This is a genomic window from Streptomyces eurocidicus, assembly GCF_002891295.1.
GTDB classification, from domain to species: Bacteria; Actinomycetota; Actinomycetes; order Streptomycetales; family Streptomycetaceae; genus Streptomyces; species Streptomyces eurocidicus.
This window is the reverse complement of record NZ_LGUI01000003.1, coordinates 622,149-636,103: the sequence shown is the minus strand read 5'-3', so window position 1 is coordinate 636,103 and position 13,955 is coordinate 622,149. Positions and strand designations below refer to the sequence as shown.

At 74.0% G+C, this 13,955-nt stretch carries 15 protein-coding genes; 4 read left to right on the top strand and 11 right to left on the bottom strand.

The genetic code is table 11. From position 1 onward, the window contains the following. Window positions 1-12: 12 nt before the first annotated feature. Window positions 13-183: a hypothetical protein gene (locus AF335_RS34595; protein ID WP_170127677.1), complete on the top strand. Its 171-nt coding sequence runs from the start codon at window positions 13-15 to the stop codon at window positions 181-183. A gap of 33 nt (window positions 184-216) precedes the next feature. Here the strand turns inward: AF335_RS34595 and AF335_RS12670 are convergent, their stop codons facing one another. From AF335_RS12670 to AF335_RS12640, 7 genes are all read right to left on the bottom strand, one after another. Next, window positions 217-609: a type II toxin-antitoxin system VapC family toxin gene (locus tag AF335_RS12670; RefSeq protein WP_102918421.1), complete on the bottom strand. Its 393-nt coding sequence runs from the start codon at window positions 607-609 to the stop codon at window positions 217-219. Next, window positions 606-878, bottom strand: coding sequence for a hypothetical protein (locus tag AF335_RS12665; protein WP_102918420.1), 273 nt, complete (start codon window positions 876-878; stop codon window positions 606-608). Before AF335_RS12665 ends, AF335_RS12670 begins: the two co-directional genes overlap by 4 nt. Before the next feature lie 122 nt (window positions 879-1,000). After that, window positions 1,001-1,690, bottom strand: a complete 690-nt coding sequence (locus AF335_RS12660) for an HAD family hydrolase (RefSeq protein ID WP_102918419.1) — start codon at window positions 1,688-1,690, stop codon at window positions 1,001-1,003. 53 nt (window positions 1,691-1,743) lie between these two features. Next, window positions 1,744-2,748 (bottom strand): ScbA/BarX family gamma-butyrolactone biosynthesis protein, encoded by a 1,005-nt coding sequence (locus AF335_RS12655; protein ID WP_102918418.1) that lies wholly within the window; start codon window positions 2,746-2,748, stop codon window positions 1,744-1,746. Window positions 2,749-2,766: 18 nt separating this feature from the next. Then, on the bottom strand, window positions 2,767-4,014 hold the full coding sequence (locus AF335_RS12650; protein ID WP_102918417.1) for a beta-ketoacyl synthase N-terminal-like domain-containing protein: 1,248 nt from the start codon (window positions 4,012-4,014) through the stop codon (window positions 2,767-2,769). Beyond that, window positions 4,011-5,252, bottom strand: a complete 1,242-nt coding sequence (locus AF335_RS12645) for a beta-ketoacyl-[acyl-carrier-protein] synthase family protein (RefSeq protein WP_102918416.1) — start codon at window positions 5,250-5,252, stop codon at window positions 4,011-4,013. Before AF335_RS12645 ends, AF335_RS12650 begins: the two co-directional genes overlap by 4 nt. Continuing rightward, on the bottom strand, window positions 5,245-5,520 hold the full coding sequence (locus tag AF335_RS12640) for an acyl carrier protein (RefSeq protein ID WP_102918415.1): 276 nt from the start codon (window positions 5,518-5,520) through the stop codon (window positions 5,245-5,247). Before AF335_RS12640 ends, AF335_RS12645 begins: the two co-directional genes overlap by 8 nt. A gap of 447 nt (window positions 5,521-5,967) precedes the next feature. Between AF335_RS12640 and AF335_RS12635 the strand changes: the two genes are divergently transcribed. The 3 genes from AF335_RS12635 to AF335_RS12625 all read left to right on the top strand — a co-directional run bounded on the left by AF335_RS12635 (window position 5,968) and on the right by AF335_RS12625 (window position 8,310). Continuing rightward, complete coding sequence (locus AF335_RS12635) at window positions 5,968-7,032, top strand: 3-oxoacyl-[acyl-carrier-protein] synthase III C-terminal domain-containing protein (RefSeq protein WP_102918414.1); 1,065 nt, start codon at window positions 5,968-5,970, stop codon at window positions 7,030-7,032. Between the two features lie 82 nt (window positions 7,033-7,114). Beyond that, the gene (locus AF335_RS12630) at window positions 7,115-7,819 is read left to right on the top strand and encodes an SDR family oxidoreductase (RefSeq protein ID WP_102918413.1); all 705 of its coding nucleotides are present in this window, start codon (window positions 7,115-7,117) and stop codon (window positions 7,817-7,819) included. A 17-nt stretch (window positions 7,820-7,836) separates the two neighbouring features. Beyond that, a complete protein-coding gene (locus AF335_RS12625) occupies window positions 7,837-8,310 on the top strand; it encodes a hypothetical protein (RefSeq protein WP_146045507.1) in 474 nt (157 codons plus the stop codon). A 138-nt stretch (window positions 8,311-8,448) separates the two neighbouring features. On the opposite strand, the gene AF335_RS12620 is transcribed toward AF335_RS12625, so the two are convergent. From AF335_RS12620 to AF335_RS12605, 4 genes are all read right to left on the bottom strand, one after another. Then, window positions 8,449-9,657 carry an acyltransferase family protein gene (locus AF335_RS12620; RefSeq protein WP_211304096.1) on the bottom strand — a complete coding sequence of 403 codons (1,209 nt, stop codon included), beginning with the start codon at window positions 9,655-9,657 and terminating at the stop codon, window positions 8,449-8,451. A gap of 179 nt (window positions 9,658-9,836) precedes the next feature. Then, on the bottom strand, window positions 9,837-10,526 hold the full coding sequence (locus AF335_RS12615) for a response regulator (protein ID WP_102918411.1): 690 nt from the start codon (window positions 10,524-10,526) through the stop codon (window positions 9,837-9,839). A 79-nt stretch (window positions 10,527-10,605) separates the two neighbouring features. Then, window positions 10,606-11,709, bottom strand: a complete 1,104-nt coding sequence (locus AF335_RS12610; RefSeq protein ID WP_170127676.1) for a sensor histidine kinase — start codon at window positions 11,707-11,709, stop codon at window positions 10,606-10,608. Window positions 11,710-12,082: 373 nt separating this feature from the next. Next, entirely contained in the window at window positions 12,083-13,954 is a 1,872-nt protein-coding gene (locus tag AF335_RS12605; protein WP_102918409.1) for an FAD-dependent monooxygenase, read from the bottom strand. Between the last annotated feature and the right edge of the window lies 1 nt (window position 13,955).

Genomic DNA, 13,955 nt, shown 5'->3' with positions numbered 1-13,955 from the left:
GGAGGAACCGTCATGGACCCTGTGTTCGCCATCGTCGCGTGTGGCGTTCTCACTGTGCTCATCTTGGCCGGCGTCGCCGTGCTCGTCGTCCGGTACGCGCTTACCGGCGCCGCATCGCGGGATCGCGCGGGGATTCTGCGTGCTGTGGCCGAGGTGGTGAAAGCGGTGCGGGGCAGGCGGTGACTGATCGCCCTGCTTACGCGGTTCGCCCTGGAGTCAAATCTTGTACACGCGGACGCGGTCTCCGCACAGCGCGAGGAGGTCTTCGACATCCGAGGTGAGGACAGTGACAGGGGAGGGCGCTGCGAGCGCGGTGGCGGCGACGATGGCGTCGAGTGCGTACTTGTGGCCGTGCAGTCCCGCGGCCGCGAGCAGCCTGCTCGCGTGGCGGGCGATTGCCTCACCGGGCGGAATGACGTTCACCCGGGAGACGGCGTAGTCGAAGCGCGCCTGACTGATCTTGGGGTCCCGGGCTTCGACGAGCGTGACGGAGCTCGTGACCACACGGATGTCCTCGGCCTCGGCGGCGGCCAGCCACTCCGTGGCCTCCGGGGCGCGGCGTACGAGTTCGGAGAGACCTTCGCAGTCGAGGACGAGAGTCCCGCTCACACGGCGTCCGCCGAGCCGGCCCGGTCGCCGCGCAGGAGCGCCCGCTTGGCCTCGACCGCCGCCTCGTCCACCGGGCCGTGTGCGGCCTCGGCGTCCTCGATCAGCTCCCGCAGGCGTTCCCGTTCCAACTGTCGCTGAATGAGAGCTTCCACGTACGCGGACATGCCGCGTCTGCCGGTGCGTTCCTTGAGCGCCGCGATCGTGCCCTCGTGAAGGGAGACCGACACCGGTCGGACGGGGCCCTCACCGGGGGCGGGAGACGTAGCCATGCCGAGAGTTTAACAAATGAATTGTTATTGGGCGGCTTTTTGTGAGGTGAGGACGTCGTGGCGTTCGGGGGCTGCCGGCCCTGCGGCAGCCCCCGGATGGTGCTCAAAGCGTGGGCAGACGCTCAAGGCGTCGTGAGCGCCTCGGCCGTGCCCGGCAGGCGGCGCCAGCCGAGGCGTTCCGCCTCCTCGACGACGGCCGGGTGTGTGCCCACGGCGACCGGGTGGCCGACCAGCCGCAGCAGGTCCAGGTCCGAGACGTGGTCCCCGTACGCGTAGCAGTCCCCGGCCGCGACCCGCCGTTCCTCGATGACGGCGCGCGCGGTCTCCGCCTTGGCGTCGCCGATCATCGTCCGCAGGACCTCGCCGGTGTAGTGGCCGTCCCGCGCCTCCAGGACGGTCGCGTAGAGGCGGTCGGCCCCCGCGTACGCGGCCACCGGGTCGAGGCAGGCCGGGAACGAGCCGGAGACGAGCACGGTTTCGACGCCGTCCGCGCGGTGGGCGCGCAGCGCGGCCAGCACGTCGTCGTGGAAGAGGCCGCCGCGCGCCCGGTGGTGGTCGAACCAGCGGCGGCCGGTCTCCGCCACCTGGTCCACGGCGTAACCGGCGAAGCGGCGGTAGAAGAGACGGTTTCCCTGCTCGCGGGGGAGTCCGGGGGTGAGCAGGTCCCTCGCGTCGCGGCTCAGCCGCTCCTTCTCCTCGGCGCTGTGGCCCAGCGAGTCGAGGAAGAAGTCGTAGAAGTCGAACATGCTCTTGAGCGTGATGAGCGTTTCGTCGACGTCGAAGAAGGCGACGCCGGGGGCGGCCGTGGACATAGGGGTCTCCAAGAGGACTGGGGTGGGGAAGAGGGAAGGAGCCGCGGCGGGCGTCAGCCGATCGTGATCGTCAGCCGGGCCACGGTGTCCTCCCGCTGCGTCGCGGTCAGGCGGTACGCGGCGGGGCCCGCCGCCGCCGGTTCGCGCGCGGCGGTCAGGCGCACCGGCTCGTCCAGCTCGGCGAACTTCGCGAACTCGGCGTCCAGCCGCAGCACCCGCCCCGGACCGCTCCCGCCGTCCGCGCCGCCGCCGCTCCCGAGCAGGGCCGCGCACTGCCGCGCCGCCTCGCTGAACACCATGGCCGGGACGTGGTCGTAGGGGTGGTCGTACATGCTCCGGTTGCGGAAGGTGCGCGGGCTGAGGACGGCCTCCAGGGTGCCGTCGGCCGTGCCGCGGACCGCGTCGAGCACCACGTTGCCCGGGTCGAGGCGGCCCACGGACGCGGGCGCGGCCGGCTCGCCCGCCGGGCCGGCGGGCAGGGTGAAGGCGGTCGGGGCGGCCGAGCCGCGCTGCATCCGGCGCAGCGCGTGGTACTGGTCGGTCGGGGTGCAGCTGACGTCCATCGTCAGATGGCCCAGGGCCTTGCCGTCGAGCCGCAGGTCCATGGCGAAGACCAGGCGGCGGAGCCGGCCGCCGCGCCGCTGCCGGTCGGTGACCCGGCCCTCGGCGATCAGCTCGCCCGGGCGCTCGCCGCAGGCCAGCGCGGCCGGGTCCGGCACGTCCAGGGACCAGGAGGTGACCATGAACGTGGTCGAGAGCGGGACGTCCTCGTGCGCGTGGGCGGCGTAGGTCACCGCCTGGCGGCAGCTCTCCAGGACGAGCAGCGCGTCGTGGAAGTCACGGCCGGGCCCCGGGTGGTCGCGGAAGTAGCCGTGGGAGAGGGGCAGCTGGGCGGCCGCCGTGAAGCGCGCGTCCGCCCCGGCGACCGAGTCGGTCAGGAACACCTCGGAGAGGGCCCAGCGGTGGACCATCCCGCGCGGGACGGTCCGTTCGAAGGCGGGTACGGGCGCCGGTGCCGGCTCCTGGACGGCGGCGGGGTCAACGGTCGCGGTGTGCATGGCGTCTCCAGACGGGGGTCAGGCGGACTCGGGGCGTACGACGACGGCGCAGCCGACCGAACCGTCGGGGCCCACCGAAGTGATCACAGCGGCGCGTTCGGCGGTCGCCGGTCGTGCCGTCGGCACGTCCTGCCAGCGGGCCAGGACCGCGGCGAGCTGCAGGGCGCCGCTCGCGCTGTGGGTCTCGCCCAGCAGCGGCTGCACGCGCAGCCGCAGGGGCTCCGGGCCGGGCCCGAACGCCAGGCGCAGCCCGCGCTCCTCGACGGCGGCCCAGCCGCGCCGCCCGGCGGCGCCCACGGCCGCCACCGCGACGTCCCCGGGGCGACCCCGCTGCGGGCGAGGGCGTCGCGCACGAGGCCGGCGAGCCGGCGGGCCACGCCGAGGGGCCCGAACCGGGCTCGGCGGACCCGATGTCGCAGGCGAGCAGCCGGGCGAGCGGCGCGGGCCCGGCCGCTCGCCCGGGGCGGGCGCGGCCCGGGCGACGAAGACGGCGCAGCCCTCGCCGAGCGCGGTGTCCGGGGCGAGCGCGCCGGCCCGGTGCCAGGCCCAGGCGCCGTGCGGCGAGAGTTCCTCGACGCCGCCCACGAGCAGCTGCCGCGCATGGCCGCGGACCAGGGCGTTCCGGGCGTAGCGCAGCGCGTGCAGGGAGGCCAGCGGGCCGCCCGACACCGTCGCGTTGAGCCCGGTGAGGCCGTGCCGGATGGCCGCCCGGCTCGCCGCCGAGTTCATCAGGGTGCTGGGGAAGGCGGACGGGTTCACGAGGTACGGGCGCTCCTGGACGAGCGTGTCCCGGGTGAACTCCGCGACGGCGCTCGCACTGCCCAGCGAGCTGCCGAGCACCACGCCCGTCTCACCGGCCACGTCCGAACCGTCTGCTCCCGCCGGACCGTTCAGGCCCGCCAGGCCGCCCACCGCTTCCAGAGCCTCCGTGCACGTGGCCAGGCCCAGGAGGTCCGTACGGGTCAGCCGGGCCAGCCCCTTGCGGCCCAGGACGGCGGCCGGGTCGAACCCGGCGGCCGGACGCACGTCCAGCGGGGGGTACGGCACGTCGTCGGGCGCGGTCGGCCGGTCCGCGGCGTCCGTGGCCGCGGGGCCGCGCCCGTCCGCGAGCGCGGTGGCGAGCGCGGCCGTACCGGGGCCCGCCGCGCTGTGGACCGCGCAGCCGAGCAGATCCACCGGGGCCACCGGGAACGGTGCCCCGGACCGGCCGGGTGCCCATGGGTCCGTCGCCCCGTCCGTGCGGTACGGGGCCGTCGTCAGCGTCATGCGTCGAACCTTCCGAAGATCGCCACGGCGTTGTTCCCGCCGAAGGCGAAGCCGTGGTTCTGGGCGATGGCCGGCCGTGCCTCCCGCGCCCGCCCGGGGACGCAGTCCAGGTCCGGTCCGAGCGCCGGGTCGACGGTGCGCACGGTCGCGCTGGGCGGCAGGAAGCCCTCGTGCAGGGCCGCGCAGCACACCAGCGCGCCGAAGGCGGCCGCCGCGCCCATCGTGTGCCCGAGCATCGACTTGACCGAGCTGACGGGCGGGAGCGGCGCCGTGTCCCCGAACGCCTCGCGCACGGCCGCGATCTCGGCGGCCTCGTTGGCGGGGGTCCCCGTGCCGTGGGCGCAGATGTAGTCGACCTCCTCCGGCTTGACGCCCGCCATGCGGTGGGCGCGCCGGACGCACTCGGCGATGGACGGGCCGTGCGGATTCGTCATGTGCCGCGCGTCGCAGGTCATGCCGTACCCGAGCACCTCCGCGTAGACGCGGGCGCCACGGGCGAGCGCGGCCTCCAGGGGCTCCAGGAGCAGGGCCGCGCCGCCCTCGGCGGTGACGATGCCGTCCCGGTGCTCGTCGAAGGGCCGGGGGACATCGGCGGCGAGCGCGCCGAGGCGGTGGAAGCCCGCGTGCGTCGCCCGGTTGGAGGCGTCGGCGCCGCCGCACAGCACCACGTCCGCCTCCCCGGTGCTGACCAGGTCGAAGCCGTAGCCGAGGGCGTAGTTGCCCGCCGCGCAGGCCGTCCCGAGGGTCAGCGCCTCACCGGTGAGGCCGAGTTCGTGGTTGACGGCGGTGGCGATCCGCCCGGCGTCGGCCCGCCCCGCCAGGGCCGCGTCGAGGTGCTCGGCGCCCCGCTCCACCCGCTGGGTGGCGAGTCGCTCCAGGACCTGCGACTCGCCGTTCGTCGTGCCGAAGCAGCTCGCGGTGCGGGCGGCGGCGAGGGCGCCGGGGGCGAACCCGGCGTCCTCGGCCGCCATCCTGGCCGCGGCGGCGGCGAACTGCCCGCTGCGGCCCCACTCGCGGTGGTCCAGCCGCTCCAGGAGGGCGGCGGGGTCGAAGTCCGCCACCTCACCGGCCAGCTGGTGATCGAAACCGGTGGTGTCGAACTGCCGCGCCGGACCGATGCCGCTGCGGCCCTCGCGGATCGCGGCGGTGAACTCCCGGGCGCCCAGGCCCAGACCGCTCACCGCCCCGAGCCCGGTGACCACGACCCGGCGCGCCCGCCGGCCGCTCCGCTCAGACACCGGCGACCTGGCCGGCGCTGTGCTTGGCCACCACCGCGTAGGCCGTCGGCAGGTCGTCCAGCTCGGTCAGGTCCTCCTGCGGGATCTTGATGCCGAGATCCCGCTCGAAGCGCGAGAAGATCTCGATGACCAGCAGCGAGTCCGCGTCGAAGTCGTCCGCGAAGCTGCTCTCGTCGGTGAGGGCGCCGTCGTCCTCCACCTCCAGGACGTCGCCGACGATCGCCCGGACCCGGGCCCGCAGCTCCTCGGAAATGATGGCGTCGCTCATTTTTCCCCCTTCGCACAGTAAGTTCGCGCCGATGCGCGGCCGGTGCCGCCGTTCGCCGACGGTCCGGGGCGGCTCCCGGCAGGTGCCGATGGATGTTGATGGATGCCGATGGGTGCCGGTGGCCGTCCGGACGGCGGTCGACGAGTGCCGTGGACCGGGCCGGGCATCGGGCCGGTTCCGACCGGCCGACCTGAATCGAATCTCCAACGCGGCGGCATCGGCAAGCACCCCCAAAGTGGCATCGCCATGTGTCCGACGAGCCGCAACCGGCCTTCCCTAAGGGGCAATCACGCGATCACGGGTGGATTCACCGGCACCCTTTCACCACGATCGCCCTGTCGCGGCGAGCGTCCCGCCGGCCCGGCGTGGGACGGCGGCGGACAGGACTGAGGCAGGACTGAATCAGGTCCGAGGCAGGTCCGAGGCAGGTCTGAGGGGGCTTACGAGATGAGACCGGTGGAGGCCGTGGGGATCACGGCCGCTGAGCTCTGGCTGCCCGACGGGCGGGAGCGGGCGTCCGAGGCCGTCGGGGACGGCCAGCTGCGCGCCCGTGCGGCGCGCGAGCTGGGTCATGACACGGTCCCGGCCTCCGGGGACGTCCCCGCCCCCGACATGGCGGTGGAGGCGGCCCGGAAGGCGCTGGCCGCGGCCGGCGTCGCGGCCGGGGACGTCGACATGGTGTGCCACGCGTGGATGTACTACCAGGGGCACGACCTGTGGTCGCCCGCCCACTACATCGCCGCGCGGCTCGGCGCGCGCGACGCCCTGCCCGTCGGGGTCCAGCAGGTGTGCAACGGCGGTTCGGCCGCCGTGGAACTCACCGCCGCCTGGCTCGCCGCGGCGCGCGCGAGCCTGCCGGGCACGCCGCGCAGAGGGCTGCTGACCACGGGCGACCGCTTCGCCGGACCGGGCTTCGACCGGTGGGCCGGCGACTACGGGGTCGTCTACGGGGACGCCGGTACGGCCGTGCTGCTGACCGTGCCGGCGGGCCCGCGCGACCCGCTGGTCCTGCGGGCGGTCGCCACGGTCGCCGCCCCGGAGCTGGAGGCCATGCACCGGGGCGCGGACCCCTTCGCCCCCGCCGCCCGCACCCTGCGGGACCGGGTGGACATGCGCGCCACCAAACGCGCGTATCTGACCGAGCGGGGCAGCGACGGCTTCCACGCCACGAACGAGGCGGCCATCCGCGAGGTCGTCGCGCGGGCCCTGCGCGACGCCGGGACGGAACCCGGCGATCCGCGCCTGCGGTACGCCGTCCTGCCGAGGTTCGGCCTCAAGTCCCTGAACGAGTCGTGGATCCCGGTGCTGTCCGGGACGCTCGCCGCCGAACTGCTGGACCCGGGGCGCGACACCGGCCACCTGGGGGCGGGCGACGCCGCCGCGAGCCTGGCCGGACTGCTGCGCGAGGGGACCCTGGCGCCGGGCGAGCTGGCGCTGGTCTTCAGCGCCGGGGCCGGATTCACCTGGTCGTGCCTGGTGGTGGAGCGCCCGGCCGGGCAACCGGCGGACTGACCGAACGCCGTTCACCGACGACCGAAGGAGCCGGCCGCGGGGTGCGCGGAGAGCACCGGCCGGCCCTAGTAAGGGGAAGAACATGTCACGTTCCGTTTTCATCACCGGAGGGAACCGGGGGATCGGCCTCGCCGTCGCCCGGGCGATGGCCGCCGACGGCGACCGGGTGGCCGTCGGCCACCGCTCCGGGGAGCCGCCGGAGGGCTTCTTCGGCGTGCGCTGCGAGGTCACCGACCCGGAGTCGGTGGCGGCCGCCTTCGCGGCCGTCACGGCCGAACAGGGGCCCGTGGACGTCCTGGTGGCCAACGCGGGCATCACCCGCGACACCCTGCTGCTGCGCATGGACGACGCCGCTTTCGACGAGGTGCTCGCCACCAACCTCCAGGGGGTGTTCCGCACCGTGCGGGCCGCTGCCGGGGGCATGCTCGCGGCGCGCGGCGGCCGCATCGTCCTGATGTCCTCCGCGCTCGGCTTCCTCGGCTCGCCGGGCCAGGCCAACTACGCGGCCACCAAGACGGCCCTGGTGGGCTTCGCGCGCTCGCTCGCCTGGGAGCTCGGCTCCCGGGGGGTGACCGTCAACGTGGTCGCGCCCGGCATCATCGAGACCGACATGACCAAGCAGCTCACCGACCGCCGGATGAAGGACGTCATGCGGATGACGCCCCTCGGCCGGCCGGGCACCGCCGAGGAGGTCGCGGCCGCCGTCCGCTTCCTCGCGGGGGAGTCGGCCTCGTACGTCACCGGGGCCGTCCTGCCTGTCGGCGGCGGCATCGGCATGGGCATCTGAGCCGCGGTCCGGGACAAGTGGATGCGCGAGACGGGCGGGTCGACGGAGCCCCGCCCCCGGAGAGCGGGCATCCCCCGCTGTGCCGCGCGGACATGGTGGTGCTCGACCTGTGGGAGGCCCCCCGGACGACCCCGGGCGGCCGGGCGGGCCGGCGGTGTGCCGTCGCCCGCGCCCTCTACGACGCGTGGCTGGAGCCGCTGGGGTTCACCGCCGAATGGCCGGCGGACCCCGGGGGTCCGGCCGGGCCGGGCGTGCTGCTGTGCCACCACCGGCCGGTGCTGCTCCGTGAGGCGGCGTGGGCCCTGTCGCGGTGCGCGCACCGGGACCCGGCGCCGCTCGGGGCGCTCCGGTGGGAACCGGGCGCGGACGGCGTGGGGTTCGTCGAGCTGTGGGACATGGTCGCCGCGCTGCGGGACGCCGTGTACGCACGGTCGGGGTGGGGCGTACCGGCGGACCGGGACGCCGTGCCGTTCCGGGGGGACCCCGGCTGACGCCCGGGGCACCCGGTCACGTACACCGGGTGACCGTAAGGACGTGGGGAGGCTGCCAGGTAGATAAACGTACCGGCCTCCGGGGCTATGCGGAGCGGCTCCGTACGGACCCGGTTCAGTGGTGGCGGGCCGCGGCGGTCAGGCGTCGACCCGCTGCCGCCCGGCCGGTACGGACCTCCGTACCGTGATCGACCGCCGGGCGGCCCGCGCGACGCTCCAGCGGCGCATGGCGGGCCGCTCCACACCGGCCATGAGCAGCCAGCCCGCGCAGAGGCTCAGCAGGCAGCCGCCCAGCAGCGCGAGCACACCGCCCACCGGTCCGAAGCCCCACTGGTCCTCGTCCAGGAGCGTCCGCCCGTAGAAGAGGACGATCCCCTGGCAGAGGTAGAAGCCGAAGGACACCTCGCCCAGCCACCGCATCACCCTGCCTCGCATCAGGGTGCGGGTGCCCTGGACATCGGCGGTGGCCACGGCGGAGATCAGGGCGCCGACGGGCAGGACGGCGGCGGCGACGAAGCCGAACTGGAACGGCAGGACCATCGAGGCCGCGTAGGCGGCGGTCACCAGGAGGGCCGCCGGGACGATGCCGATCCGCGGCCACCGGCCGGTGGCCACGATGCGCGCCAGCAGCATGCCGAGGACGAACTCGAGCATGCGCAGCGGCGGGAAGAAGTAGCCGAACCAGAACTGCGTGGGGGAGACCGGCAGGAGGGCGGGCCGCGGGGTGTCGGTGATCAGATACGCGCCGGCGAGCGCCACCACCACCGTGCCCGCCACCATCAGCCAGGCCCACATCCACAGCCGGCGCTCGGCGATCCGCAGGACCGGGCGCAGCGCGAAGGGGAACAGCAGGTAGAAGAGGAGCTCGCTGCACAGCGACCAGCTCGGCGGGTTGGCGCCGATGTTGATGTCGAGGCGCGGGAACCAGGAGTTGACGAGTGCGAGGTTGGCGCCCCAGGCCGCGGGGCCGACGGTGGCCCCGGCGAAGAGGACCATGGCCAGCGCCCAGGTCACCAGGTGGTTGGGGAGGATTTTCAGCAGCCGTCGGCGGTAGAAGTCGCGCAGGCGCTCACCGGGGCGTGCCACCCAGGTGAGGACGAAGCCGCTGAGGACGAAGAAGAAGGAGACCCCGAGGTATCCGGCCCGGCTGAACAGCTTCTCCGTGGCGTGGGCGAGGCCCTGGTCCGCGAAGGGGTTCATCGGCGACGCGGGGTCCAGCGGGGAGTGCGACTGCGTCATGTGGAACAGGACGACGGCCAGCGCGGCGAAGAAGCGCAGCCCGGTGAGGGAGGGAAGTCTGGACCGTCGGGTGTGCTCCGGGCTCTGGGCGGGGATGGTCGGGTGCAATGCCGTACTGCCTTCCGCGGGTCGGGAGCCGTCCGGTGGGCCGCGGGGCGAGGTGCCCGCGCGTCGCACCGGGCACCGGCCGGGGCCGGGCGGCGAACGTCCCTGAACCGTAGGACGGCGCCGCGCCGGCGCCGGGGGCTGCTGCGCCACAGGGGGCAGTGGATGTCACCAAGGAGGCATCAGGCCGACTCGGGGTACTCCCGGTAGCGGCGGCCCATCCGCTTGGGGGCGGCGACGGGCGGTTCGATCAGGCCGAGTTCCACGGACTTGTTGGCGGCCTCGACGCGGGAGCCCACACCCAGCTTGTCGAAGATGTTGCGCATGTGGCGCTTGACGGTTCCCTCGGTGATGTCGAGCCGCCGGGCGATCTGATAGTTGCTCAGGCCGTGTGCGGCCAGCTCGACGACCTGCGCCTCGCGCGGGGAGAGCGGGCCGGGCGCGGGCGGCGGGGGCGCGGCGAGCGACTCGGCGGAGAGGGAGAGGGTGATCCGGCTGCCGGGGGTGGTGGCCTCGCGGACCGCGGCGAAGAGCGCCTGGTGGCTGACCGTCTTGTGCAGGAAGCCGCGGATGCCCAGCGGCAGCAGGGCTTGGACGAGCTGGGGGTCGTCGTGCATGGTCAGCACGAGGATGCCGTTGCCGGGGGCGGCCTGCTGGAGCTTGCGGACGGTGGTCGGCGGATGGGCGTTGCCGGGCATGCCGATGTCGAGCAGGGTGATGTCCGGCTGGTGCTCCGCCGCCAGCCGGATGGCCTCGGGGGCGCTGCCGGCGGTCGCGACCACCTCGAACTCGTCGGTGGTCCGCAGGATCTCTGCCAGGGCGTTGCGCAGCAGGGTGTGGTCGTCGGCGATGAGAATGCGAATGGTGTCCATGGTTCCCCCTCGGCGGTTCACTTGCTCGTCGCCCGTGCCGTCTCGCGCGGCGGGCGGCGGATCCGGGAGCCCCGGGGGGCTACGGTCGCGGTGCTCCGGCGGGCTCCCCGGCGATCAGGGAATCCCCGGGGTCCGTGGTGCCGGGCCATTCCGGGAGCGGTAGCCAGAGGGTCAGCCGGGTGCCGGCGCCCGGTCGGCTGTGTAATTGGCAGTTGCCGTCGAGCTCCCTGGCCCGTTCCCGCATCATGACCAGTCCGCCCTGATGCCCGGCGCGGTCCTCGGGATGTTGTGCGTTACCGATCCGGGTGTCGTCGTGGTCGAATCCCCGGCCGTCGTCATAGGCCGCCGCCTCGACCCGGCCGGGCCTGATGCAGACATCGATGGATATGCATTGCGGTGCGGCGTGCGTAAAGGAATTGCGAAGGAATTCGCGGAGAATGAGGAATAACTCCGTGCGATGCGGTACGGGCAGCCAGGTCTCGTCTCCGCTGACCGTGACGCGCACCGGCAGACCGCGGAAGTTGAGGGCGCCCGCGCAGTCCCGGAGCTCCGCCTCCAGGCTGATGAGCGGGGCGCCGTGGCGCAGTCCGGAGATGAGGCCCCGGGTGAAGCCGACGGCCTCCTGGAGGGCGTCGTCGAGAGCGGCGAGATGGGTGCGCCGGGGGCCTTCGGGGCCCGCCGCGGTCATGCGGTAGAGCTCCAGGTGGCGGAAGGCGAGGGCGAGGCTGTTGCCCAGCAGGTCGTGGATGTCCCGGGCCAGCCGGTCGCGCTCGCCGGTGTTGACCCGGTCGATCTGGCGCAGCAGGTGGGCGTCGTAGCCGAAGACGGCGGCCTGGGTGTGCTGTGAGCCGATCCTGTTGAGCACCTGGGCGGCGCGGCCCATCAGGTGGTGGCGTACGTCGGCGGGCGCGTCGGCCGTGCAGCGTTCGGCGGTGGCGAGGGCGGTGTGGGTGAGGGTTTCGAGGGCCCGGAGCGAGTCGACGAGCCGGACGCCGCTGATGGCCCGGCGGGTGCCCAGCGAGGAGGAGCCCGACAGGTCGAGCGCGGCGGCGATGCCGGTGGACTCGTCCTCGTCGGGTATGTCGAGGGCGCGGGCCCAGCGGGTGAGGATCAGGTCGGCGTGGGTGCGGGTGTCCTCCCACAGTTCCGGGAGCTTCCCCAGTGGGTTCTCGGCCTTTTCCAATGCGTCACGGTATCGGCCGACCAGGGCGGGAATCTCTTCCTCCAGCTGCCTGCCCAGGGAATGTCTCGGTGAACAGTGACCTTGCATGTGACCCCTCCCCGTACGCCTTCGCGCTGTCAATCCGCACAGCGTTCTGCACCACCGGACCGTAACATGGGGCCTACAAGCAAGTTCGTCCATTTGCCAATTTTTGACCAATTCTGGAAGGTGCGGAGGGCGGGTCTCCGTGCTATTGAAAATATTCCCGCCCCGGCCGCCCCCGCAATTGCTCGGACGCCTTTCGGCGCTCTTTTGTGGTCTTCTGTCCGGGCTGTCTCCCGCGTTACCTCAGGTATTGTCGTCAGGTGTTTTGTCGCTACAAGTGCCGAAGTCTCTAGAAATGCGGGAGGGCGCGGGCGGCACGCAGCGCCGCGGGCACGTCCTCCGGGCGGACCCGGCGGAAGAGGTGTCCGTCGGGGCGGACCACGGCGGCCACCGGGGCGGGGCCCAGGAGGCGGGTCAGCACCCCGTCGGGCGCCGCGCTCAGATCGGTCCACCGGGTCTCCGGCGGCGCGTCGGCGCGCAGCCGCGCGACGGCCTCGGACCGGTGGGCGGCGCTGCCGGCCGGGTCCCAGCGGAGCAGCACGGTGAACGCGTCGCGCTCGGCCGCCACCCAGCCCTCGTCCGTGAAACCGCCGTCGGGGAAGGCTTCGTCCGTGGGACCGCCGTCGGGGAAGGCTTCGTCCGTGGGACCGCCGTCCGTGGGACCGCCGTTCGGGAACCCGCCGTCCGGGAAAGTGCCGTCTGTGGAACCGCCGTCGGCCGGCGGCGCCTCCGTGAAGTCCCGTTCGGGAAGGGTCTCTTCGGTCGGGGCCGCTTCGGCCTGTATCCCTTCGGCCCGGACCTCTTCGGCGCGGATCCCTTCGGCCTGGGCCCCTTCGGCTTGGGTCCTTTCGGCCTGGGTCGCTTCGGCCCGGACCCTTTCGGCCCGGACCGTGGAACCCACGGCCCCCAGGAGCACCGGCACCCTGGCGCCCGGCCGGGCCCCGGTCCCCCGGGCGAGCTCCTTGGCGAGCTCGGTGGGCGACGGCGCGGGCCCGTAATGGGTGTCGGTCTGCGCCACGATGGGCGCGAGCGCCCGCTGCACCAGCCCGGTGCGGTCGGCGCCGCGCAGCGCGGCGTCCCGCGCGGCGATCTGCGCGCGCTGGGAGACGAAGCCCCACCGCGTCTGCCGGCCGGTCGTCGCGGTCACCCGGTGGGCGGCCTCCCGGCGTTCGGCGTCGTAGCTGTCCAGGGCCGCCGGGTCGAGCCGGCCCCGGGCCACCCCGGCCAGCTTCCAGCCGAGGTTGACCGCGTCCTGGAGCCCGGTGTTCATGCCCTGGCCCCCGGCCGGGCTCATCACGTGCGCCGCGTCACCGGCCAGGAAGCACCGGCCGGCCGAGAACCGCGCGGCGGTCCGTACCCGCACCCGGAAAGTCGTACTCCACTTGAGCCCGCGGACCACGCCGTGGCCGGGCGCGCGCTCGTCGAGGACCTCCTGGAAGAGCGCGAGCGGCGGCGGGGTGTCGTCCTCCGGGTGCGGCACGCTCACCGCGAGCCGGAACACGTCGTCCCCGAGCGGGCCGAGGGCGAGGCTGCCGCGCGGCGAGTAGCAGTAGCCCAGCAGCCGGTCCGAGAGGTCGCCGTCCACGTACGCGTCGGCGATCGCGAAGCTCACGTCCGGCTGGTCGCCCTCGAAGGCGATGCCGAGCAGCTTGCGCGTCGTGCTGTGCGCGCCGTCCGCGCCGACCAGCCACGGCACTTCGGTCTCCTCGGCGGCGCCGTCCTCGTGCTCCAGGGTCACCGCGCAGCGGTCCGGGAGCCGCCGCAGCCCGGTCAGCCGCACCCCGCGCTCGACCGTGCCGCCGAGCTCGGCCAGCCGCTTCTCCAGCACCTCCTCGGTACGGCTCTGGGCCAGCATCAGGCCGAAGGGGTACGGGGTGTCGGCGAGCCGGTCCAGCCGGGCGGTGCCGAGCAGCCGGCCGGACGAGTAGTAGCCGACGCCGTTGACCCGGTGCCCGCGCTCCACCAGGGCGTCCGCGACGTCGATCCTGCGCAGGACCTCCAGGACGCGGGGCCAGACGCTGATGGCGCGGGAGTGCAGGGAGTGGTGGCGGTTGGCGTCCACGACCCGGACCGGGACGCCTTGCTGCAGCAGTTCGCAGGCGACGACCAGACCGACCGGTCCGGCACCCACGACGAGCACGGGAGCTTGTGCTTCCGGCATG

Bases quoted from the DNA above. Each gene is read 5' to 3' on its own strand.
- AF335_RS34595 (WP_170127677.1), top strand. From the start codon at position 13: ATGGACCCTGTGTTCGCCATCGTCGCGTGTGGCGTTCTCACTGTGCTC.
- AF335_RS12665 (WP_102918420.1), bottom strand. From the start codon at position 878: ATGGCTACGTCTCCCGCCCCCGGTGAGGGCCCCGTCCGACCGGTGTCG.
- AF335_RS12660 (WP_102918419.1), bottom strand. From the start codon at position 1,690: ATGTCCACGGCCGCCCCCGGCGTCGCCTTCTTCGACGTCGACGAAACG.
- AF335_RS12655 (WP_102918418.1), bottom strand. From the start codon at position 2,748: ATGCACACCGCGACCGTTGACCCCGCCGCCGTCCAGGAGCCGGCACCG.
- AF335_RS12650 (WP_102918417.1), bottom strand. From the start codon at position 4,014: ATGACGCTGACGACGGCCCCGTACCGCACGGACGGGGCGACGGACCCA.
- AF335_RS12640 (WP_102918415.1), bottom strand. From the start codon at position 5,520: ATGAGCGACGCCATCATTTCCGAGGAGCTGCGGGCCCGGGTCCGGGCG.
- AF335_RS12635 (WP_102918414.1), top strand. From the start codon at position 5,968: ATGAGACCGGTGGAGGCCGTGGGGATCACGGCCGCTGAGCTCTGGCTG.
- AF335_RS12630 (WP_102918413.1), top strand. From the start codon at position 7,115: ATGTCACGTTCCGTTTTCATCACCGGAGGGAACCGGGGGATCGGCCTC.
- AF335_RS12615 (WP_102918411.1), bottom strand. From the start codon at position 10,526: ATGGACACCATTCGCATTCTCATCGCCGACGACCACACCCTGCTGCGC.
- AF335_RS12605 (WP_102918409.1), bottom strand. From the start codon at position 13,954: ATGCCGGAAGCACAAGCTCCCGTGCTCGTCGTGGGTGCCGGACCGGTC.